General features: G+C 41.5%; 11 protein-coding genes. 8 read left to right on the top strand and 3 right to left on the bottom strand.

Features of this window, described 5'->3' with window-relative positions; all coding sequences use genetic code 11:
- Positions 1 to 35: 35 nt before the first annotated feature.
- Entirely contained in the window at positions 36 to 2,777 is a 2,742-nt protein-coding gene (locus J4G36_RS11090) for a DEAD/DEAH box helicase (protein WP_210470089.1), read from the bottom strand.
- The gene (locus J4G36_RS11085) at positions 2,774 to 4,357 is read right to left on the bottom strand and encodes a hypothetical protein (protein WP_210470087.1); all 1,584 of its coding nucleotides are present in this window, start codon (positions 4,355 to 4,357) and stop codon (positions 2,774 to 2,776) included. Before J4G36_RS11085 ends, J4G36_RS11090 begins: the two co-directional genes overlap by 4 nt.
- A 240-nt stretch (positions 4,358 to 4,597) precedes the next feature.
- Here J4G36_RS11085 and J4G36_RS11080 point away from each other — a divergent pair, with 240 nt between their 5' ends.
- The 8 genes from J4G36_RS11080 to J4G36_RS11045 all read left to right on the top strand — a co-directional run bounded on the left by J4G36_RS11080 (position 4,598) and on the right by J4G36_RS11045 (position 23,901).
- Positions 4,598 to 5,059: a transcriptional regulator gene (locus tag J4G36_RS11080; RefSeq protein ID WP_210470085.1), complete on the top strand. Its 462-nt coding sequence runs from the start codon at positions 4,598 to 4,600 to the stop codon at positions 5,057 to 5,059.
- Between the two features lie 392 nt (positions 5,060 to 5,451).
- Entirely contained in the window at positions 5,452 to 6,141 is a 690-nt protein-coding gene (locus J4G36_RS11075) for a hypothetical protein (protein ID WP_210470083.1), read from the top strand.
- On the top strand, positions 6,141 to 7,445 hold the full coding sequence (locus J4G36_RS11070; RefSeq protein ID WP_210470081.1) for an efflux RND transporter periplasmic adaptor subunit: 1,305 nt from the start codon (positions 6,141 to 6,143) through the stop codon (positions 7,443 to 7,445). Before J4G36_RS11075 ends, J4G36_RS11070 begins: the two co-directional genes overlap by 1 nt.
- Before the next feature lie 228 nt (positions 7,446 to 7,673).
- Entirely contained in the window at positions 7,674 to 11,681 is a 4,008-nt protein-coding gene (locus tag J4G36_RS11065) for a S8 family serine peptidase (protein ID WP_210470078.1), read from the top strand.
- 90 nt (positions 11,682 to 11,771) lie between these two features.
- Entirely contained in the window at positions 11,772 to 13,577 is a 1,806-nt protein-coding gene (locus J4G36_RS11060) for a cell wall-binding repeat-containing protein (RefSeq protein ID WP_210470076.1), read from the top strand.
- 181 nt (positions 13,578 to 13,758) lie between these two features.
- Positions 13,759 to 17,706, top strand: coding sequence for a S8 family serine peptidase (locus tag J4G36_RS18760; protein ID WP_210470074.1), 3,948 nt, complete (start codon positions 13,759 to 13,761; stop codon positions 17,704 to 17,706).
- A gap of 355 nt (positions 17,707 to 18,061) precedes the next feature.
- Entirely contained in the window at positions 18,062 to 22,750 is a 4,689-nt protein-coding gene (locus tag J4G36_RS11050; RefSeq protein ID WP_246880581.1) for a S8 family serine peptidase, read from the top strand.
- A gap of 242 nt (positions 22,751 to 22,992) precedes the next feature.
- On the top strand, positions 22,993 to 23,901 hold the full coding sequence (locus J4G36_RS11045; protein ID WP_210470070.1) for a DMT family transporter: 909 nt from the start codon (positions 22,993 to 22,995) through the stop codon (positions 23,899 to 23,901).
- A gap of 198 nt (positions 23,902 to 24,099) precedes the next feature.
- Here J4G36_RS11045 and J4G36_RS11040 read toward each other — a convergent pair whose 3' ends face one another.
- Positions 24,100 to 24,243, bottom strand: coding sequence for a hypothetical protein (locus tag J4G36_RS11040; protein ID WP_210470069.1), 144 nt, complete (start codon positions 24,241 to 24,243; stop codon positions 24,100 to 24,102).
- Positions 24,244 to 24,248: the final 5 nt, after the last annotated feature.

Raw genomic sequence — 24,248 nt, 5'->3', positions numbered from 1 at the left:
TAGAAACATTTCAACTCTGGGACAAAAATATATGGTTATCCAAATGATAGTAAATCATCAAGTTCTCGGTCAGATAGCTCAGTCAACCACTGGCTAGATTGAATTAAATCAGCAGATAAAGCCGCTTTTTCGGCAAGCATCTTATCAATCTTTTCCTCAATCGTTCCAATCGTCACGAACTTATGAACATGCACGAACTTGGTTTGCCCAATTCGATACGCGCGGTCTGTTGCTTGATTTTCCACCGCGGGATTCCACCAACGATCCGCATGCAAAACGTGATTGGCAGCGGTCAAATTCAACCCAGTTCCACCTGCACGAAGTGATAATATGAAAACGGGAAATTCACCGTTTTGAAAAGCATCGACTAAATTATCACGTTGTCCTTTCGGCATGCTTCCAGTCAAGAAAGGAACGTCAATCCCATGGAGTTCAGACAAACAATGCTGGATGAGTTTTCCCATCCCGATATACTGTGTGAAAATAATGCATTGTTCTCCGTTTTCCGCGATATTACCAGCCATTGACACGATACCGCTCAATTTGTCAGAACGTGCAACTAATTGCGCAGCAGGACCATGTGGCTCTTTCAAAAACAGCGCGGGGTGATTACATAATTGTTTCAACCGGCTAAGCATCGTCAAAATAAGTCCTTTTTTCTCAAAACCAGTCAATGTCTGCAATTTAAACTTGGTCTCATCAAGGAAACTTTCATATAAAGCGGCTTGTTCAGTCGTTAAAGGAACATATTCGTTTTGCTCCAACTTCTTCGGTAGATTCAATAATAAATCCGGATCATTTTTTGTTCGACGCAATAAGAAAGGTCGGATTTTCGCACGAAGCTTTTGTTTATCGCGCTCAGAATCATCTCGCTCAATCGGAACGATAAAGTTATCCGTAAACGTCCGGAAATTTCCGAAATACCCTTTATGAACAAAATCAAAAATCGCCCACAGCTCAGACAAGCGGTTTTCAATCGGCGTACCCGTTAACGCAATATGATGTTGCCCGTGCAACTTGCGAATCATACGCGATTGTCTCGTTTGCATATTCTTGATATTTTGAGCTTCGTCAAGTGTGATACTCGTAAACTCAGTCTCGGCAAGCATCTCGCCATCTTGGGAAGCTGTGCCATAGGTCGTTAAAATAACATCAGGACGCAACTCAGCAATCAGCTCGGTAAACGCTTCGTCTTTCTCGCGGGACGGTCCGTAATGCGTATGGACAGAAAGCGACGGCGCAAAACGTTCAATTTCTTTTTGCCAGTTACCAAGCACACTTGTGGGACAAATGATGAGCGAAGGCTTTTCAGAGTCGGGACGCGCATGGACATTCAACAAATATGCGATAAGCTGCACCGTTTTCCCAAGCCCCATATCATCGGCAAGAACAGCTCCGAACTGATTATCGCGCATGAAAATGAGCCAATCATATCCTTCGACTTGATAAGGACGAAGCTCTGCATGTAGCTGCTCAGAAACACCAGCAGACGGCAACCCTTTTTTATCCGCAAGTATTTCCATATAGACTTTCAATGATTTTTGCATTGAAAATTCAAATAGCGGATCTTCTTCGTCTTCATCGCTTTCAATCGGAACTATTTCCTCGGGGATGTCATGGAATAAAAGATCTTTTACAGTCCACTCACCAGAATCGGCACGGTCCATAATATCTTTAATCTTTTTCAGCCAAAGCGGGTCAATATGAAACCACTCATCACCCGATCGAATATACTCGCGATTTTCTTCAACAAGCTTTTGGAAGGCATCGCGACCAATCTCTTGGCCACCAAGCGCGAAATTCCAGTCGAAATTAAGAACTTCGTCGAGATTTGTAGCCGAGTTATAAGACTGGACACTTGCACTTGTACGAACCCTCATTTTAGATTCCGTAATCGATTTTAACCAAGCTGGTAAAATGATTGTGTAATTAAAGGACTGTAATAACGGCAAATCTTCTTGAATAAACAATCGGACCTCAGAATCATGGATAGGTACCGACAAGAAGCTACCATCGGACTCAATGTCAACAGAACGCAGAAAAGAAATCATTTCAGACTGTTTTTCAGCAATTTCTTCTGCGTATTCTGCCCATCGGTCAGGAAGTGCTTCCGCAACAGGAAGATTTCTTTTTCGAACGGCCGGCGTCCAGTGTCGTTCACGTTCGCCGACTACGACCGTTTCAAGCATCCATTCAGCAGAGTCCGAATCTTCTTCGGGCTCCGTTAGGCGGAAAGCTACGCGCACAGGAATCGTCGATACTGACTCTCCCGGCCAACCATATTTCCGCAAATGGGGAAGAAGTGTCGGCAATTGTTCAGGACTTAGCGAAGAATCGATGAGTCTTCCATATACAGCCGATTGAATAATTTGCACGGCCGCATCCGTTAGGGAAATCTCATCCGTATTAAAATGGATGCCCGTTTCATTCGTCTCGACATAGTTCCAGATTTTAGGATTGCGCCAAGCATCAGCAGCTTCTCGAATCGATTGAAGTGTCTGGTCATCTTCTTTCGTTTGTCCTTCAAATTTCACATACGGATGGGATTCTGGAAATGACAACAGCAATTGGTCGGCTCTCAGATGTAGTTGATCATCATTGATTTCGGTCAGTAAACCAAAAAATGTCCGTTCATCGTTAAAAAACAAATAGGAAACAAGCTCATCTGGATCGATGTGATAACCGTTACTATCTACTGCAGAAACGGCGTATGTGTTTCCGTCAATCGGTTTTATTCCTATACGGAGAAGGTGTTCCAATGTAAAAGTTTCACTCATAAGTACAAATTCCCTTTCTCCATTTCTTCCATAAGTGCACGAAGGCGGCGGTTTTTCTCGCGCACTGTATCAATATAGCGGTTCCAAAATTCATGTTTACCGCTCTTTTTACTGCCGTTCTTCATTTTTCTAAATAAATTCACGGCACGGCGATAACTTTGTCGGTTGCGTTCCTTCACAAAATTCGTTGCATACACGTGAAGAAGCGGAAGGACGGCCGCGGGATCTTCGGCCAACGCAATTTTCAAGCCGCCCGCTTCAGCAACTTCATAAACAACACGATAGCGGTGCATCAAAGCAGCCCATTCTCGGAAGCGACTACGTTCGACAAGGAAATCGGCATAAACATCAACGCCGATTTCGCCGTAATACGTGAACATTTTTTCACGCTCATCCTCTGGGAAATCCGCTGCTTCTAACAACCCGTCAATCTTTCGAACAAAGGCGGCTCGTTGTGAAAGTGATACCTTATGCACTAAATAATCGCCAATAAACGGAAGCAACGCCGACATGATAACAGCAAGAGAATCCATATTATCATCCCGTTCTGCCAGATACGCTAACGGCAACCATTTCGATAAGTCCTCCATCGTAATATCTTTCGAAAGCTCTTCTAATTTATCCTTCCGCCCTTGGATGACATAGAAAAAGGCGACTAAAGTTGGCGCATCGGGAGAATCACTATTCTCAAGTAGCTCCAATTCATGTTCTCTAGTAAATTTATCGGCAAATAACTGTTGCCAAAACAGTTGATAAACACGGAAACGTTCGTCAAAAAGTCCCTCGTAGTTTAAAGCAAATTCTCTAACGAACACTTTCAACTGATCGTGAAATGGGTCTGTTTCGAAAAGCCTTGGTTTTGATGAAATGGATTTAACGCCATCAGCTAGTTTTCCAAGTTGATCGGTCAACCAGTTCTTGACGTACCACTTCCCGTAAGTGAAATTGGAGCCGCTACCTCCTAGATGGAAATAAATATAAGGCCAAGCAGCTTCAAGCGCATGCAACCTATAATAAACATCAAATAACGGTTTCCATTCATACTCAAAAGGTGATAAAGAACGTGATTTCTGGTCTATCAACTCGAATTTATGGATAAAGACCGCTGGATTTTCATTTAAACTTATGATTCGAATCGGGTTCATTAAACGTGATAAGACGTCACTCCATGCTTCGGGAGTGCGATCTGTGATTTTAAAAGCCATTTGTTCCGTTTCCATCCTCCTCCAATCGTGCATCCATTCAGTTAAGGAATTAAATTGCAGATATAAATGGAAGATAACTGCAACCCGATGCGCACACCACTCAGGTTCGTCGCAAGTACATGTAGTGACCAAGTTGCTAAACGATAAAGTCACTTCATCAAAATCATCGGTTCCAGTAACTTCTGCGTGAACGGTTAATATTGAAGAATCATACGAATAGGATTCAACAGAACCACTTCGAACCAGTGTTACCGCTTTTTGAATTTCTAATGCTTCTTCTGGTTTATCAGCTCGGAATGAATGTTTAATTTCATTCATAAAATTATTTAATTCGGCTTCGTGCAAGTAGGATACACGTTCAACTGTCATGTGCATCAATCCACGCTCCTCAAAAATGCATTCCCTCTAGTATAACGCTTTTTGCTCCAATACGTAAATGATTAAATTCGAATTCTTTTTACTAATTTATTTTTCGTCTTGAAATTCACCTAGACACTCTAACTGGTTTCTCGTAAAAGGAGGAATAGAAATATTCGTATAAACAATTCACATTTACCGTCGCAATGTGATAGAATGATAGTAATAATCAGAATACTTAACGAGGAGGGAGAATAAATGCTATCAGTTCAACGTATGACGCCGTTTTTTACAAGGAAAGAAGAATTCCGATTACGTCTCGTATTTGCATATCAATACTTTTCAATTGTAAAAGGAGACGAATTATTTCACTTTATACCGACAGAAGGAAAAGAAATCGTTATTAATATGAAAAGCCTTCAAGTAGAAAATCTTGGCGAAGTGTTTGTCTTCCAACGGGGAAACCGATTTATTCGCTTGCCACTCTATCAATTACTTCTGATATCAGATATTCATGAGCACCTAAAAAATATTATGGAAGGGAGCCTCGATGTAGGCATGGAGATAGAAGTAGAAATACCCGAAGAAGTGCTTGTGGAATCCAAGGAATTAATTGAGAGTCTAGAAACGGAAAACCGGCGCCGAATGATCGACTACGCATTAGAAACGAATGATTTGATACTTTTTAATGAACTAACGGAAGGAATGCAGCAAACTTGAATATGAAAGCATAAAGAACACCCATCGTAGTCTAAACGATAGGTGTTCTTATTTTAATTGCTATATAATAGAAGTTCATTAGATTATAAAAGCTTGGAGAATAAAAACGGCAATGGCAATCCCTGTTAAGCCAAACAGAAAGTCTGTCCAAGTAAATGTCTCGTTATCGAACTCATTTATTTTTTCCATTTTCAACACTCCTTTGTCGATTTCCCGGGAAATCTGCAAGATTTTGTCTAGTAATAACATCCTTATAGATATAATAGACAGAAATCACCAAAACTAAACCTGAAACCGGGGATAAAGTAACTTTTTGGCATTAAAAGTTACAATTGACGGAGTGTTTGGTAGTATAAAGAATAATGATAGATTCTTAGGAAGGGATTGTAGTTATGTTCTTTAATTTTACTTTTCGGCAGTACTTAACTAGTCCACATCGCTTAGCCGATGATCTTCAAACTTCAACAATTCGTGGATTTAGAAAACGAATCATTTTCGTTTTTCTAGCGGGGCTACTATTGTTCGGAGCCCGAAACTGGTGGGGAATGGGGACGGAATCACTAACGCCTTTAGTCGCAACAATGACGACCGCAGATTTCACATTAGCAAGATTCGCATCATTCATCGGTTCGCTCATTTGGTCAATCATCTACATATCGTTTCACTTTTTAGGATTCGCATACATAATTCATTTTTTGATGAAAATCCCTTATAAAAAGATTCTACCGTTACAGCTCCTTGTAACAGGGTTGCTATTGGCAGAAAAAGCACTTATTTTTCTAGTATTCTTGGCGAAGGGCGCTACAGCCAACTACTCGTTTCTATCATTTGGCCCATTAGCTGCCACTTATCTAGAATCACGTTACCTGATATTATTTTTAAATCAATTAACCCTAACAACCGCGGTTATAATCGCGCTCCAATATAGCTTTATTCGCGCTTTTACGGACGAACCAAAAGGTAAATCACTATTATGGACGTTAATAGGAATCCATCTAGTACTCGCTTTATTGACAGCATCAGTTGGATTTATTCCGTTGGAAAACTTATTTGACTTGATCTTTGATGGAGGTGGCGTCTAATGAGTAAATTAGGGAACATCACCGTTGCCGTCGTGATTAGTTCATTTTTAGCATTCAATTTCTATTTGTTATTCAATAAAGAAAGTAAAATTAGTAAATCTCTATATGTTAGCGAGTTTGAAAGAGTAACCGCTGGAGATTACACTGAAGAAATGCCGAAAGAAGGACTTATATCGCCCCAAGAAATAGCGACGGTGTATGTCGGAAACGAAGACGAAGTCGAAAGTTGGCTTATTTCAGAAGGCGATAAGATCAATATTGGAGACGAACTTGCATTATTGAATACAGAGCGTTCCGATGAGGAAAGCGAACTTTTAAACACGAAACAGCAAGCGCTTCTTCAACAAAGAAGTGAAATCGAGGCATTGATCAGGGATTTGAATACTTCAAAATCCCAGGTGGGAACAGGCAGTACATCAAATGTAGACCGCGGCGAAAATGTAACTGAAGTTGAAGGCGGCGCAAAGATCGAACTTGATTTTAAGGTAGATTTCACTGTCGATGTGACGCAAGAAGGTTCATACGCACAAGCGCACGCAGCTGCAGAACAACAATTAGCGGAGATTGCGAAAGAACTTACCGTTGTGGAGGCACAACTGGCACAAGATTCTTCAAATACCGCAATCATAAGCCCGGTATCAGGAGTTGTCTCCAATGTCATTCGACACGGTTCGAAATTGGCCGTTGATATTTATAGCACTGAAAAAATTGTCACAACGTACGCTAAAGATCATGAGTGGCAATTGATTGAAGAAGGCGACCGTGTAACGATTCAAGGTAAAGGTCTTGATGGAATCATAGAAGGCATTGTCCTCTCCGTGTCAGAATTACCTGCCACTGACAATGAACTAATCGATACGTATAAGAAAATTGACGACGAAAAGACCGTTAATCCACTCGCATATTATGAAGTACAGATCACAACGCCCGAGGAACTCGGGGCAACACCATACGGACATAATGTTAATACCACGATTATCATTGACGAAGTGTCAGGCGCAGTTGCTGTTAATGAAGATTGGGTCAGTCGTTCCGACAAAAAATCAGCAAAAGCAAGGATCATCGACAAATCCGGCAAAGCAGTCACCTCTAAACTTACGACACCGTTCATTGAAGATACGCGTATTATTGTTACAGAAGGCCTCGCATCTGGACAAGTTGTTTTTCCGATGCCAAAGCCAACCCACGATATCCATAAAGGCAATCCAACAGTTATTCTAAAAATGCCGACGGATATCCCAACGAAAAAAGAATGGAAATCATTGACTTGGAAGGAATATTTAAAATACATGATTCTGAATTAATGAAGGGAAGACCACTGCAGTTTAGTGGTCTTTTTTATTTAAATTTATATAATTCGTCGTTATGGACCTTTAGTCTTTTGCATTACGACCTTTGAAACTTATTGGTTAAAAAGGACCATCTTGGCAAAATTATCTAAATAGTGACCATTTTATACTTAATTGTGGTAAATTAATAGTGTCGCACTATTCAGTTGAGTGTGCGAACTATATCAAAAGGGGATATGTAAATTGCAAAAAAGTAACAGGATCGTAAAGTTTTTAAGCGCATTTTTGTCATTTGCCTTAGTGCTTTCGTTGCTCGTGCCTTATGCATCTGCAACGACAAATACTACAGCGAATCCGTTTAAATCGGATAGGCAAAACGAAAGCATTATTCAACAAAAAATGGCAATTACCGAACAATTACAATTGCTTAAACAAGCTCCTAGACTACATAAAGACTTGGAGAATTTGAAAGGCGAAGAGAACGTAGATGTTATTATTATGCTCTCTGAAAAGCCGGTTGCGCTAGAGCAAGGAATTAAAGAGCTTGCTGGAAAGAAATTTACAAGCTCAAATGCAAAAGCAGCAAAATCAAAAGTACAAGCGCAACATAAACTCCTTAAAAAAGAAATGTCTGCAAAAAAGATTACCTTCAAAGAAGGATTTTCTTACAGTACGGTTTTGAATGGTTTTTCAGCTAGCGTAAAAGCGAATGACCTTAACAAACTTCTAGAAATTGAGGGTGTCACTTTAGTAGAGCCTGATTCAGAAGTTCATGCTTACGAAGACACATCTGCAACTTCGACAAGCGAAAATGGTTTAGCAATGGATACAAGTATTTCATTCCTAGGAGTTGAAGACATTTGGAATGAAGGATTCGAAGGGGAAGGCATTAAAGTTGCTGTCCTTGACACTGGAATCGACTACGAACATCCTGAGTTCGATGGAATTTACAAAGGCGGTTTTAACTTCGTACCGCATACAGGAAGTGATTACGCAGCGCCGCGCGCAGATGATGATCCATATGAAACGACACCATCTGAGCGTCCAGCTAGCAAACCTGAATTTAACGCAAACGGTAGCTCGTTCTATACATCTCATGGTACGCACGTAGCGGGTACAATTGCTGCAATCGGTGCCAATGGATACGGGATTAAAGGAATTGCTCCCAAAGTAGACTTATACGCTTACCGTGTCCTAGGGGCTTATGGTAGCGGATCAAATGCAGGCGTTATTGCAGGCATTAACAAAGCTGTTGAAGAAGGAATGGACGTTATTAACCTTTCTCTTGGCGGCGGTTCTAACGATTCTACAACAGCAGATACAATTGCAATCAACAACGCAATGCTTGCTGGAACAGTTTCAGTTTTAGCGACTGGAAACTCTGGTCCTAATCGTGGAACAATCGGAACGCCGGCTGCAGCAGCTCTTGGAATTGCAGTTGGAAACACGACAAATCCTGAAACGACACACAATGGTACTGTTTCAGTTGAAGCTGGTAGCTTTGAATTGTCAAAAGACTTGAAATTCATGGGTACAACATATGGTACTGATTTAGCTGAACAGCTAGCAGGTGAATTTGACCTTGTTTCAGTTCCTGGCGTTGGTGCCGTAAAAGATTTTGATGGTATTGATGTTAATGGTAAAGTTGCGCTAATTTCACGCGGGGAGATTGCATTTGTTGATAAAATTGCAAATGCCAAAAAAGAAGGCGCAGTTGCAACGATTATTCACAACTCTTCAAACGGATCAAACGCACCAGGCATTTCAGATGTTTTCCTTGGGGATGACTTTGAATTCCTTCCGACAATTGATATGTCTTACACGGATGGAGCTGCAATTCGTGCTGCACTTGCAGATGCGGATGGAACGGTTACATTTGGTGAATTTGGCAGTGAATCTTCATCAGGCGACGCAGTAAACAGTTCAAGTTCACGCGGACCTACAAAGCCGCATTTCGATATTAAACCGGATGTTTCCGCACCAGGAACGAACATTATGTCATCAGTTCCTCGTTATGGAAAAGAAATTCCAGATGCAGACTATTCAACAGCATTTGAGCGTTTCACAGGTACATCAATGGCAACGCCTCACATTGCAGGAGTTGCAGCATTAATCATGAATGCGAATCCAGAATGGGATGCATTCGATGTTAAAGTAGCATTATCTAATACTGCAAAAGTACTCGACACTGAAAAGTTCGATGTATTTGCACAAGGACCTGGACGTGTTCAGCCATATAAGGCGGCATTCCCAGCAGCACTTGCATATGCAGAAGATACAGTAGTTACTGATGGTAACGAAGTTGCGAACGTTAAAGGGACTGTCACATTTGGTCACCATCCAGAAGTAGTGGACGGCGATGTTTCTTCTACGAAACAAATCCGTGTTGAAAATCTATCTGGAAATTCTAGCGACTACGATGTAACAGTTGAAGTAACAAAAGCATTCGGTGACGCTAAAGTAACTGTTGATACAACTTCCTTCACATTGGAAGATGAGAAACTACTAAACGTTACGCTAGAAGCGCCACAAGCTGTCGCGCCGACAGGAAGCGAGCTTCTTGGCTACATTCATATTACTGATGGTGTAACGGATCTTTCATTACCATTTGCGGTTGATTTCTCCCCCGCAGTTCCTGAAGCGGTAACGGATTATCATCTAACTGAAACAGATCTATCATTTAATGGTGATGGGGTTAAAGATGAAGGAGAACTGAAATTTACATTAAGAAACATCGTATTAACAAACTACATTGAGTTATTTGATATTCAAAATCAAGATGCCGGAGAATATGGAGATGGCTACATTGGCTATCTACATGCTAGTGACTATTTATTCCCTGATAGCTACACGCTTCCGATTGATGGACAATATGTACCTTGGGGTGGAAATCAACTTGAGCAAATCCCGGACGGTATTTACACTGTCGATTTCACAGCGCAAAACGCTGGTGCAGGCCCTTCTGTACTCCAGTACTGGGATGGACCACTCTTCGTTAAGAGCACATCCGCTGAAATTGTTTCAGCAGAAGAGCATGTTGCTGATGACTCAACATATGAGTTTACAGGTAATCTTGTAGACAAATATATTGAGTATCAAACAGTGCTTGAACAATTTGGACTTGGATATAACTTAAACACAAAACTTCAAACAACATTTGAAGCAAAAGATGAAGCTGGTAACGTAGTATCAAATGGTCCAGTAAATCTTGCACAAAATGGTACGTTTGGTTTTGATGTGACGGGACTTCAAGACGGCAACAACAATGTAACTATTTCTGTTATCGATGCTGCAGGTAATAGTGCTGAGGCAACGTTTGTAGTCTCGTACGAAGCACCTGAAGAACCAGGTGAACCGGAAGATCCAGAAAAAATGAGCAGAATCTCAGGTATTGACCGTTATCAAACGGCACTTGAAATCAGTTCCGAAGGTTGGGAATCAGCAGAAACGGTAATCATTGCACGTGGAAATGATTTCGCTGACGCATTAGCTGGTGTTCCATTAGCACATGCATTTGAAGCACCAATTCTTCTAACGCTAACTGATGAACTGTCAGATAATGTACTTGCAGAAATCGAACGCCTAGGTGCAACACAAGCAATCGTACTAGGTGGAAATGCTGCTGTAAGTGAAAATGTGTCAAAAGAGCTTGTGAATGCGAACATTCATGTAACACGTGCTGGTGGAGACGACAGATTCGCTACAGCGGCAGCAATTGCGGAACTGATTGCTCCAGATGGCGCGGATGAAGTTGTTATTGCGAATGGTATGGATTTCCCAGACGCACTATCTGTTGCATCACATGCGGCACAAGCAGGAACGCCGATTCTATTAACATTAAAAGGCTCTGTACCTGCAGAAACACAGGAAGCGCTTGAATCACTTGGCACTACAAAAACAGTTGTTGTCGGCGGAACATCAGTCGTTTCAGACGCTGTTGCAAGCGAACTTCCAAGTGCGAACCGTCTAGGTGGAATCGATCGTTACGAAACAAATACTTTAATTGCAGAGTACTATAACGTTGACAACGATCACTTATACGTAGCAACTGGAAAAGATTACGCTGATGCATTAACTGGTGCAGTATTAGCTGCTAATACAAATAGCGGAGTACTTCTTGTACACGCAATCGTTCCAGAATTTACATCAAGCTATATCACTAAGAATGAAGTTCAACGTCTAACAATCTTCGGTGGGGAAAATGCGGTAAGTGAAAAAGTATACAGCGAGTTAGAAAGACTGATTGATTAATAGTAGATAGGTTGAGATAGAGCCCAAATTTCTTAGGAAATTGGGCTCTATTTTTTAAAAAATTAATAATTGATAGAGGAGAGATATAAAATGCAACCTAAAAGACTAATGAAGTTTCTAAGTGCTTTTTTATCAATGGCTCTAGTGTTTTCATTGTTAACACCAATCGCGTTAGCAACATCTTCTACGTTAGTGCAATCAACTGAACAGGTTTCTGAAATTGTTAAACAGAAAGCGAATCATGCAAAAGCCCTTGATGGAGCCAGTGGTAATTCTGAGTATGCAAACGAGTCTGGAATTATTGACTACGAAATCGATAGTAGAGATATAGCATTTAATCGAGAAGGGTCAACGGAATCCGCTCAAATTACATTTACACTTGAAGATTATTTCGGAATTCACTGGATTGAAGTATTCGATTATTTGAATCCTGAAGGTGGTACATATGGCGATGGTTACCTAGGCTATATTTATGCAGACTATGAAATCGATCCAGGTTCTTACAAACTTGATTTTAATGGATTGTATATGCCATGGGACTTAGATGCTGTTGAGGAACTACTTTTACCTGATGGTGTATACGGTTTTGATTTCTTAGGGGAGAATTTGTCAGGTGAAGAAGAGGAATCTACTGCTTCACTCGGACCTGTATTCATAAAAAGTACATCAGCAGATATTGTTGCAGAAGAAGGGCATGTTGCCGAAGATTCAACGTATAAGTTTACAGGTAGGCTTGTAGACAAATATATCGAATATCAAAAGGAACTTGTAAAACATGATCTGGGTTTCAATATCAACACTAAACTTCAAACAACATTTGAAGCAAAAGACGCGGCCGGTAACCTAGTATCAAGCGGATCTGTAAATCTAGCACAAGATGGTACATTTTCTTTCGACGTAACTGAACTTCAAGACGGTGACAACAAAGTAACCATTTACGTAGAAGACGCAGCGGGCAACAGTGCGAACGCAGCGTTCACGGTTTCGTATGAAACTCCTGAAGAACCAAAAGAAAAAATAAGCAGAATATCAGGTCTCGACCGCTATCAAACGGCACTTGAAATCAGTTCCGAAGGTTGGGAAACAGCAGAAACGGTAATCATTGCTCGCGGCAACGACTTTGCTGACGCATTAGCTGGTGGTCCACTTGCACATGTACTAGAAGCACCAATTCTTCTAACGTTAACGAATGAATTAACAGATGATGTCCTTGCAGAAATCGAACGTCTAGGCGCGATGCAAGCAATTGTGCTCGGCGGAAACGCGGCTGTTAGTAAAGAAGTTGAAAATGAGTTAGTAAACGCGAAGCTCAGTGTCACGCGTGCTGGTGGGAACGATAGATTCGCTACAGCGGCAGCAATTGCGGAACTGATTGCTCCAGAAGGCGCGGATGAAGTTGTTGTTGCGAATGGCTTGGACTTCCCAGACGCACTATCTGTTGCATCACATGCGGCACAAGCAGGAACGCCGATTCTATTAACATTAAAAGATTCTGTACCTGCTGAAACACAAGAAGTGCTTGAAAGTCTTGGCGCAACGAAAACAATCGTAGTCGGCGGGCACGCAGTTATTTCTGAAGCTGTCGAGAGCTTACTTCCAAGCGCGAATCGTCTAGGTGGAATCGATCGTTACGAAACAAATACTATAATTGCGGAACACTATAACGTCGACAATAATCACCTATACGTAGCAACTGGAAAAGATTACGCAGATGCATTAACTGGTTCAGTATTAGCTGCAAAAACAAATAGCGGGGTACTTCTTGTACATGCAATTGTTCCAGATTTCGTATCTAGCTATATCACTGAGAATGAAGTTCAATATCTAACAGTATTCGGTGGGGAAAACGCGGTAAAGGCAGAAGTATACAACGAATTAGAAAGACTGATTGATTAATAGTAGAAAAGTATTCAATGAGTTGTATCTTTAGATCTAATCCTTGAGAAAAAATCCAGCTATAAAGAATCGTTTCGACAAAATTATTCAAATATTTCCCGTTGTATAGTTAATTGTGTTAATATGTAATTGTTGCGCAATTTAGTAAGGTGTGCGAACTATATCAAAAGGGGATATGAAATTGCAAAAAAGTAACCAGATTGTTAGATTTTTAAGTATGTTTTTATCATTTGTTTTGGTACTTTCGATACTCGTGCCTTCTGCATCAGCCAGAACGGACAGTCCAAGCGAAAGCATGCTTCAGCAAAAACAGGCAGTTGCAAATCAATTACAATTGCTTAAACAAACTCCTAGACTACATAAAGATTTGGAGAATGTTAAAGATGAAGAGAGTGTAGAAGTTATTATTCTGCTTTCTGAAAAACCAGTTGCGCTAGAACAAGGAATTAAAGCGCTTGCTAAACAGGACTTATCAAGTTCAGAACAAGCAGCTGTTAAAACAAAGGTAGAATCTCAACAGGTATTTGTTCAGAAAGAAATGAAAACGAAAGGGATCTCATTTAAAAAGGGACATTCATATAGCACAGTGTTAAACGGCTTCTCAACAACGGTTAAAGGGGAAGATCTTCCAAAACTTCTAGAAATTGAAGGCGTACAGCTTGTTGAACCAGTTGTAGAAGTCCATGCACTTGAAGATCTGTCAACAAATATAGATGGACAAGTCAGTCCGGCCATGGATACTAGTCATTCATTCCTTGGCATTGAAAGAATTTGGGACAAAGGATTTAAAGGGAAAGGAGTTAAAGTAGGCGTAATTGATTCCGGAATTGATTATCATCACCCTGCATTTGAAAACATTTATAAAGGTGGTAATAACTTTATTCCTCCTGCAGGTTACACAGTACCACGTGAATTTAACGATCCATATGAAACAATGCCATCTGAAAGACCGGATGGAGTGCCTGAGTATAATGGGAATGGTTCATCGTTTTTCACATCACACGGTACCCATGTAGCCGGTATAATTGCAGCACTCGGGAACAATGATTATGGTATTTCAGGACTAGCTCCGGAAGTTGAATTGTACGCTTATCGCGTTCTTGGTGCTTACGGTTCCGGCTCAAATGCTGGCGTTATTGCAGGCATCAATAAAGCTGTAGTCGATGGAATGGATATCATCAATCTATCTCTGGGAAGCGCATCTGATTCGTCAACTTTAGCGGATGCAATCGCTGTTAATAACGCGATGCTAGCGGGAACTGTAGCAGTGTCAGCGACGGGTAACTCAGGTCCTAATCGCGGAACAATCGGATCACCGGCAACTGCAGCACTTGGGATTGCTGTTGCAAATACAACAATCCCTGAAGCACAATTCGATGCGAAAGTGTCTGTAGAGGCGGCGGATTATGAACTAACATCTAGTATTGCACTAATGGGAACAACGTTTGGAATAGAACTTGAAACTCAACTTTCAGGAGATTTTGAAGTCGTGGCTGTTCCGGGAGTTGGAAAGCCTTCGGATTATGAAGGTTTAGACCTAGACGGAAAAGTAGCATTGATTTCACGTGGCGAAATCGCATTTGTCGATAAGATTGCAGCAGCAAAAGATGCTGGAGCAGTTGCAACGCTCATTCACAACAACAGCGGAACAGGGCCATCGAATGTTTTCCTCGGGGATGATTTCGAATTCATTCCATCATTCGATATGTCTCGAACAGAAGGCGATGCACTACGCGCAGCCCTTGCATCGAACGAAGGGACAGTTTCATTTTCGAAATTTAATGTTGAGTATACAGCGGGAGATGAGGTAAACACTTCAAGTTCACGTGGACCGTCAACTCCACATTTTGATATTAAGCCTGATGTATCAGCACCAGGAACAAACATTATGTCGACAATTCCGATGTACGGAAAAGAAAATCCGGATGCGGACTATTCAAAAGCGTTCACACGTAAAACAGGAACTTCAATGGCAACACCGCAGGTCGCGGGGATTGCGGCACTAATTTTGAATGCAAATCCTGATTGGAATCCATTCGATGTAAAAGTTGCGCTCTCCAATACAGCGAAAGTGTTGGATACTGATAAGTACGACGTCTTCGCGCAAGGTTCTGGACGTGTCCAGCCGTATGAAGCGGCATTTCCAAATACACTTGCTTATGCGTTAGACACAGTCGAGTCTAGTGGTGTTGAAGTTGCGAACAAAAAAGGAACAATCACATTCGGCCATTTCCCTGAATTAGCAGATGGCGATATTTCTTCAACGAAGCAAATTAACGTGAAAAACCTTTCTGGAAACGTAAGTGATTATACAGTTTCCGTTGAAGTAACTAAATCATTTGGCGATGCCAAAGTAACGGTCGATAAGCCGGCGTTCACGTTGAACGACGAGCAGTTACTAAACGTAACGCTCAGCGCATCACAAGTCGAAGCGCCTGAGGGCAGTGAAATTCTTGGTTACATTCACATTTCGGATGGAGAAACAAGTTTATCATTACCATTCGCAGCTGATCTATCAGAGAAATTCCAAGACATAAAGAATTTCCGTTTGTCAGAAACAGATCTATCCTTTAATGGCGATGGAATTAAAGATGAAGGAGAAATTAAATTCACCTTAAATACCGAGCTTTCGACAAACATAATTACATTATGGGATTATCAGAATCCGGAAGGCGGAAGCAACGGAGACGGCACTCTTGGCTATTTACATGAGGGGTACATGATGTACCCTGGCGAAATTAGTATTCCAATTAATGGCCTATATACGCCGGTGAGTACTAATAAACGCGAACAAATCCCTGAAGGTGTTTATTCTGTAGATTTCTCAGCCTTCGTTATTGACGGTGGAACTTTCTGGTTTGCTTCGGCGACGGATGGTCCATTTTTCGTGAAGAGTACACCCGCAGAAATCGTAGCGGCAGAAGAACATGTCGCTGTAGACTCGAAATATGAGTTTACAGGTAAACTTGTAGATAAATATATTGATTACAAAACAGTTCTTGCAGACTATGATTTAGATTACGACTTGAATACAAAACTTCAAACAACATTTGAAGCGAAAGATGAAACTGGTAACGTTATATCAAGTGGTCCAGTAACTCTTGCACAAGACGGAACATTTGCATTCGACGTAACTAGACTAAAAGATGGTGAAAACGAAGTTACCATTTTTGTTGAAGACGCTGCGGGCAATTCTGCAGACTCAACATTTGTGATTTCGTATGATGCACCGGAAGAGCCAAAAGAAAAAATGAGCAGAATTTCAGGTATCGACCGCTTCCAAACAGCACTTGAAATCAGCTCTGAAGGTTGGGACTCAGCCGACACGGTAATCATTGCACGTGGAAATGACTTCGCTGATGCATTAGCCGGGGTTCCACTGGCACATGCGCAAGAAGCACCAATTCTTCTAACGTTAACGAATGAATTATCAGATGGTGTCCTAAAAGAAATCGAACGCCTAGGAGCAACAGAAGCAATTATCCTAGGTGGAAAATCAGCTGTAAGTGAAGCAGCTCAGGAAGAACTTGAAAAGGCAGATATCACTGTAACGCGTGCAAGCGGAGTTGACAGATTTGCGACAGCTGCAGCAATTGCAGATTTGGTTGCACCAAATGGTTCTGACGAAGTCGTCATTGCCAATGGCCTAGATTTCCCGGATGCATTATCTGTTGCATCACATGCTGCAAAAGTTGGAACGCCGATTCTGTTAACGCAAAAAAATTCCGTGCCTGTGGAAACGGCGATTGCGATTGGTAAGCTGGGCGTGAAAGAAACGGTCGTAGTTGGTGGAAAAGCAGTTGTTTCTGACACTGTTACAAAGAAACTTCCAAACGTGAACCGCTTAGGTGGATACGATCGTTACGAAACTAACACGCTGATTGCAGAGTATTATAACGTTGACAACAAACACCTCTATGTAGCAACTGGAACAGCTTACGCAGACGCACTAACTGGTGCAGTTTTAGCTGCTAACACGGATAGCGCAGTACTTCTAGTACACGCAATCGTTCCAGAATACACATCAAGCTACATCACGAAGAATGAAGTTCATCGTCTAACAATCTTCGGTGGAGAAAGTGCAGTAAGTGCGAAAGTATACAAAGAGTTAGAAAAGTTGATTGATTAATTAATAACAGAAAATAATCAGAGTCCAATTCCCAATGGGAATTGGACTTCTTTTTTTCGGACATTTGATGAATTGAGGAAAGAATAGACGAAAATATATGCCGCAAACTAGAAGGAACTACAAAGTTCGCGTTATTTATCGTCGGTTTTTCTTTTTAACTTCTAATGCGAACCTAACTATAGACCTATTTTAAATTAAGAATAAAACTAGTTCAATAAGGGCATAAAGATGCATTTTTTGAAATTATAGGAATACTTTTGCCTATTCTATTAACATTAATTTATCTTATGTTATGATTCTAGTGTTGCATAATTTAAACTAATGCGAATAGAAGGCAAAAGGGGACTGAGAATTGATGAGAAAAATTTTCAAGAAGTATTGTAGTACTTTGCTAGCATTCGTCATGGTTCTTTCTTTATTGACACCGATTTCATCTGTGTCGGCAATGAAAACAGAACCATTTAAAGCGGAAGAGCAAAATGAAAGTGTATTACAACAAAAATTGGCAATCGCAGAACAGCTACGATTGACTGAACAGGCTCCGACATTACATAAGGGTCTAGAAGAATTAAAAGGGAAGCAAGAAGTGGATGTGATAATCCATCTTTCTGAAAAACCTGTATCACTTGAAAAAGGGATTAAGGAAGTAGCAGGAGGAAAATTTACTAAAGCTGATGAAAAGTCAGTAAAAGCTCTCGTTGTTAGACAACAGAACGTACTGAAAAAAGAAATGAAAGCAAATGGAATTAATTTTAAAGAAAGCTTTAGTTATGGCACTGTATTAAATGGATTCGCAGCAACAGTTAAAGCGGATGATCTCGAGAAAATACTCGGAATTGAAGGTGTTACACTTGTTGAACCAGACGCTGAAGTCCATGCATATGAAGACAATTCAGCATCTTCGGACGGAAAAGTCAGTCCAACAATGGATACAAGTACTTCATTCCTCGGTATTGAACCGCTTTGGGCTGAAGGCTATGAAGGCCAGGGAATCAAAGTCGCAGTTCTCGATACGGGAATCGATGCGCATCACCCTGATTTCGCGGGGATTTATAAAGGCGGAAAGAACTTTATTCCAAACTCATCAACCTATTCGAAAACGCGTGCTGATGATGACGCATCTGAAACATTGCCATCGGAACGACCAGCAAGTACGCCAGAATTCAATGCCAACGGAAGTTCGTTCTACACATCCCACGGGACGCACGTGGCAGGAACAATCGCAGCAATCGGCAATAACGAATTTGGTATTAAAGGAATCGCGCCAAAAGTAGACCTCTACGCATACCGCGTACTCGGCGCTTATGGTAGCGGATCGACTTCGGGCATCATCGCTGCAATCGAAGAAGCGGTTATCCAAGAAATGGATGTTATCAACCTTTCTTTAGGTGGCGGATCTAACACTGAAACAGATGCGGGTTCGTTTGCGATTAATAACGCAATGCTCGCTGGAGTTATTTCAGTAATCGCAACGGGCAACTCTGGTCCGAAACGCGAAACGATGGGAACGCCGTCAACTGCACCATTTGGCATTGCAGTTGGAAACACGACAAACCCAGAAAAAATGTATAACGTAAATGTTTCAGTCGAAGCGGGAAATTACAACCTTTCTTCACAATTGAACCTAATGTCAACAACGTATGGTACAGATCTATCACAACAACTTGCAGGTGAGTTCGACCTCGTGGCTGTACCGGGAATTGGTAAACCGGCTGACTTTGACGGACTTGACGTCGACGGAAAAGTTGCGTTAATTGCCCGCGGAGAAATCGCATTCGTTGAAAAAATTGAAAACGCTAGAGCGAATGGTGCTGTGGCAACAATTATTCACAACTCTCATAACGGATCAAACACGCCAGGTATTTCCAATGTCTTTTTGGGTAACGACTTTGCATTCCTTCCGACTGTAGATATGTCATATACAGATGGAGTAGCAATTCGCACAGCACTCGAAGGCGCAGACGGAGCTGTAACATTTACAAATGTTCAATCGACAACTACTAAAGGCGACGAAGTAAATGACTCGAGTTCACGCGGACCTTCCGTGCCGAACTTTGACATCAAACCAGACGTCAGTGCACCAGGAACAAATATCATGTCAACAATCCCGATGTACAAAGCGGATTTCCCGGATGTGACTTATGAGCATGCGTATACAAGAAAAACGGGTACGTCTATGGCGACACCACACATCGCAGGGATTGCAGCACTTGTACAACAAGCAAACCCTGATTGGAACGCGTTCGACGTCAAAGTTGCGCTATCCAACACAGCTAAAATTTTAGACACAGATAAATATGATGTATTCGCACAAGGCGCGGGTCGTGTAAATGCATACGCGGCAGCACATGCGAATGTTCTGGCTTATGCAGTGGACGAAGCATTACCAGATAGTCAAAGTGGTAAAATAGAAAATTTAAAAGGAACCGTCACTTTCGGTCCGCAATCACTTAAAGAAAACCTTACTGTTACCAAAGAAATACTCGTTAAAGACCTTAAAAAGGTCGGTGGAAACTTCGACGTGTCAGTTGACGTAACAAAAGGATTCGCAGACGCAGCAGTGACAGTAGACAAATCTTCATTCACATTAGACGGGGAAGAAGTAATCACTGTGACGCTAACAGCTTCACTAAACGAAAATACGAAACCTGGCGATGAAATTCTAGGATACATCCACATCAACGGTGGCGATTCCGAACTTTCATTACCATTCGCAGCAGATTTCGGTGGAGTCGCAGCGGCAACTATCGAAGGTATGAGCATCTCAGAAACTGATCTCTCATTCGACGGTGATGGCTACAAAGATTCTGCAACACTAGCATTTAAACTAACAGGCGATGTTCAAGCGAATTTCATCGAACTTTGGGATATTATGAATCCAAAGGGTGGTCAATATGGCGATGGGTACATCGGTTATATTCATGCGGGAGCATCACTGGGCGCAGGATCCTACACGCTGAATGTCGCGGGGCAATATAAACCATGGTCCTCGAATCCAGCAACAACAATTCCTGACGGTTTATACACAATTAACTTTAAAGCGGCTACGGCTGCAGGTTCAATTGGTGATTATGCAGGTCCAATCGTAGTTAAATCTTCTCCAGGTACCATTGAAAGTGCAGTCGAAGGCACAAAAGTTACTGGTAAAGTCATAGATAAATACGTAGACTATCAGACTGAACTTGTGAAATACGGGCTTGGATTCAATATTAATACGAAACTAACAGCAACATCTGAAGTGACAAACGATGGGGAAACAGTTTCAACACCTATCACTCTTGAACAAGACGGTTCATTCACATTTGATATTGGCAATCAAACACCGGATAACGTAGTCGTTAAATACGTTGACGCAGCTGGCAATAAAGCCGAAAAAATTGTAATCGGTGATGTCGAAGAACCAGAAGTGCCAGGTGAGGGAATTGAAATTACACCGCTCGATCCGGTTCCAAGTGAGCCAATCGCAGCGGACAATCCCTATGTAGAATCATTCGGTTTTGACAGCATCGCAATCTCGCCAAATGAAGACGGAAAAGGCGATGTCTCAAATTTCTCTTATGAATTTAAACAAGCGCCAAATTCATCAGTCTATATCAACGTCTTCGATCCTACGCAACCAACAGCGGGCAGATACGGCGATGGTATTATAGGCGACATACACTGGGATTATAATAGAGCTCAGAGTGCAACAGGAACGTTTGATGGAGTATTTACCGATGCCGATTCATTTGATAAAAAACAATTAAAAGACGGCGTTTACGGTATGGAGCTTTACTCATTTTCAAAAGACTACCGCACGATGAACGCATGGGTTAAACCGTTTTTCGTTAAATCAACAGCACCAGAAATCACATTCGAAGCTGACGACAAAACGATAACAGGTTCTATCAACGACCAGTTCATCGGATTCAAATCTGTTGTAGAAGAAGGATTTGAACAAGAATACGACGTCAACAACTATTTAGTTGTCACAGCTTACGTTAAAAATGCGGATGGTGAGCTAACAGAAAATGCAATCACACTTGAACAAGACGGAACATTCACTTCAACACTTGAAGGCGTTTCCGGATTAAGTAAAGTAACAGTAGTTGCACAAGATATTGCACAAAACGACGCTCAAGAAACAGTATCAGTTGAAGGCGAAGAACCTGTAGTGCCTGAAAAAATGAGCAGAATTTCCGGTAGCGATCGTTATCAAACGGCATTAGAAATCAGTTCTGAAGGTTGGGAATCAGCAGAAACTGTCATAATCGCTCGAGGCAACGATTTCGCTGATGCACTAGCTGGTGTTCCATTGGCATATGCAATGGAAGCACCAATTCTTCTAACACTAACTAATGAATTGTCAGAAGATGTGCTTGCAGAAATTGAACGCCTAGGTGCAACAGAAGCAATTATTCTAGGTGGAAAAGCAGCTGTAAGTGAAGATGTTCAAGTAGAACTTGTAAATGCAGATATCACTGTAACGCGTGCGAGCGGGAAAGACAGATTCGCAACAGCTGCAGCAATTGCAGATTTGGTTGCCCCAAATGGTTCTGACGAAGTAGCCATTGCTAATGGGATGGATTTCCCAGATGCGCTATCTGTTGCATCACATGCAGCAGAAGCAGGCACACCAATTCTATTAACACTCAAAGATACTTTACCTGCAGCAACAACTGAAGCACTTGAAAAACTAGGTGCAACGAATACAGTTGTAGTCGGTGGTACGGCAGTTGTTTCTGCTACAGTAGCAAACGCACTTCCAAGCATGAATCGTCTAGGCGGCCTTGACCGTTACGAAACAAACACTTTAATCGCAAAACATTATGGTGTTGATAATGACCACCTTTACGTAGCAACTGGAAAAGATTATGCGGACGCACTAACCGGAGCAGTATTAGCTGCTAACACGAATAGCGCAGTACTTCTAGTACATGCGGTTGTTCCGGATTATGTATCAAGCTATATTACTAATCAAGACGTTCAACGTTTAACAATCTTCGGTGGAGAAAATGCAGTGAATGCAGAAGTATACAAAGAGTTAGAAAGATTGGTTGATTAATAACAAAAAATAATGAGAGTCCAATTCCCCTTGGGAAATGGACTCCTTTTTTCTGAAGATTACGCTACTGGTACGTTTATTCTGATTGGGAAAAATTCAGACTACCACACACATAAAACGAACAATTGCTCACTTGTTGGCTACATAGTCTGGTAAGATGTATACTTAAGTCTTTCATCATTCACTGTTTGGATTTGAAATACGGAATTATTATATTGAATTAAGGAGGCGACTCACCCTCAATGTGGAAAATATATGCACTACTCACAACAGCAATGCTCATTTGGGGTTTGAACTTACCTCTCCTCAAGTATCTTCTCCTTTATGTAGATCCTGTAACAATGACAGCTTTTCGACTATTACTTGCGGGTATAGCCGTATTCGTCATTTTATTTGGATTCAAATTAGTTCGTCTACCAACGAAAGTTGAATGGAAATACATCGTACTAGGAGCACTTTTAAACGTAGTCCTTCATCATTACTTCCTAAACATGGGACTATTCCGAACCAGTGGGACGAATGCTGGACTTATACTTGGTACCGGACCAGTTTTGACAGCAGTATCCGTCTCATTACTCCTTCGAAATTATCCATCTAAAATACAGTGGATTGGTTTCGTTCTCGGTCTCGTAGGCGTTGGCTCTGTTGTTCTTGCAGGCGGTGGGAGCACAGGGCTCGCAATAGGTGACGTTTTCGTGTTCATTTCAATTATGGCGCAAGTACTTTCATTTCTAGTCATTTCAAAAGCGGCCAAAACACTTGATCCACGCTTATTGACCGCGTATATGATGGTTGTCGGAAGTATTGTTTTACTAATCATCGCTGTCATTCAAGAACCGGGTGAAGTGAAGGCGTTCGCGGAAGTACCAAGAATCTTTTGGTTAGGATTTGCTGCAAGCGGAATTATCGGAACGGCCGTGGGACATATGCTGTACAATTATTCAGTCGGAAAAGTCGGTCCAGCCAAAGCCGGCATATTTATTAATTTTAATACAATGTTCTCCTTAATGGGATCTGCCTTGTTCCTAGGCGAAATCATCACCAGTCGCCACCTAATCGGCCTTTTCATCATCATCGCCGGCGTAATCTTAGGTTCAGGCGCCGCAGAAGATTTATGGAAACAACGAAAGAAACAAAAAAACCCTTCCTAATTCGAAGATAGAAACCACTGGTTGGTAATCAATAACAACCAGTGGGCTATTATGCAAACTACCTAATACACATAGGTGCTAAAGTACTTTATTTGTTGAAGCCGGAACAAAATACGATGGCAAAACTTATCATTGCGTATAAACTATCCAACATCATCAAACAACCAAAACAGCCGTCGAGACGACTAAAAAGCCACCCTAAACGACCAAAGCAGGAAGCAAACGACCAAAGTCGCTCCCGAAACGACTAAAGCGATCATCCAAACGCCCAAAGCGGTGTCCCATAACATCTAAAAACCCCCACAATCCAATTTCAACCCCATTTACTCCACGAAAATTCACTTATC

The organism is Sporosarcina sp. 6E9 (assembly GCF_017921835.1).
In the GTDB taxonomy this organism is placed as follows: Bacteria; Bacillota; Bacilli; order Bacillales_A; family Planococcaceae; genus Sporosarcina.
This window is presented reverse-complemented; position numbering and strand designations above follow the sequence as displayed.

Bases quoted from the DNA above. Each gene is read 5' to 3' on its own strand.
- J4G36_RS11090 (WP_210470089.1), bottom strand. From the start codon at position 2,777: ATGAGTGAAACTTTTACATTGGAACACCTTCTCCGTATAGGAATAAAA.
- J4G36_RS11085 (WP_210470087.1), bottom strand. From the start codon at position 4,357: ATGCACATGACAGTTGAACGTGTATCCTACTTGCACGAAGCCGAATTA.
- J4G36_RS11080 (WP_210470085.1), top strand. From the start codon at position 4,598: ATGCTATCAGTTCAACGTATGACGCCGTTTTTTACAAGGAAAGAAGAA.
- J4G36_RS11075 (WP_210470083.1), top strand. From the start codon at position 5,452: ATGTTCTTTAATTTTACTTTTCGGCAGTACTTAACTAGTCCACATCGC.
- J4G36_RS11070 (WP_210470081.1), top strand. From the start codon at position 6,141: ATGAGTAAATTAGGGAACATCACCGTTGCCGTCGTGATTAGTTCATTT.
- J4G36_RS11060 (WP_210470076.1), top strand. From the start codon at position 11,772: ATGCAACCTAAAAGACTAATGAAGTTTCTAAGTGCTTTTTTATCAATG.
- J4G36_RS11050 (WP_246880581.1), top strand. From the start codon at position 18,062: ATGAGAAAAATTTTCAAGAAGTATTGTAGTACTTTGCTAGCATTCGTC.
- J4G36_RS11045 (WP_210470070.1), top strand. From the start codon at position 22,993: ATGTGGAAAATATATGCACTACTCACAACAGCAATGCTCATTTGGGGT.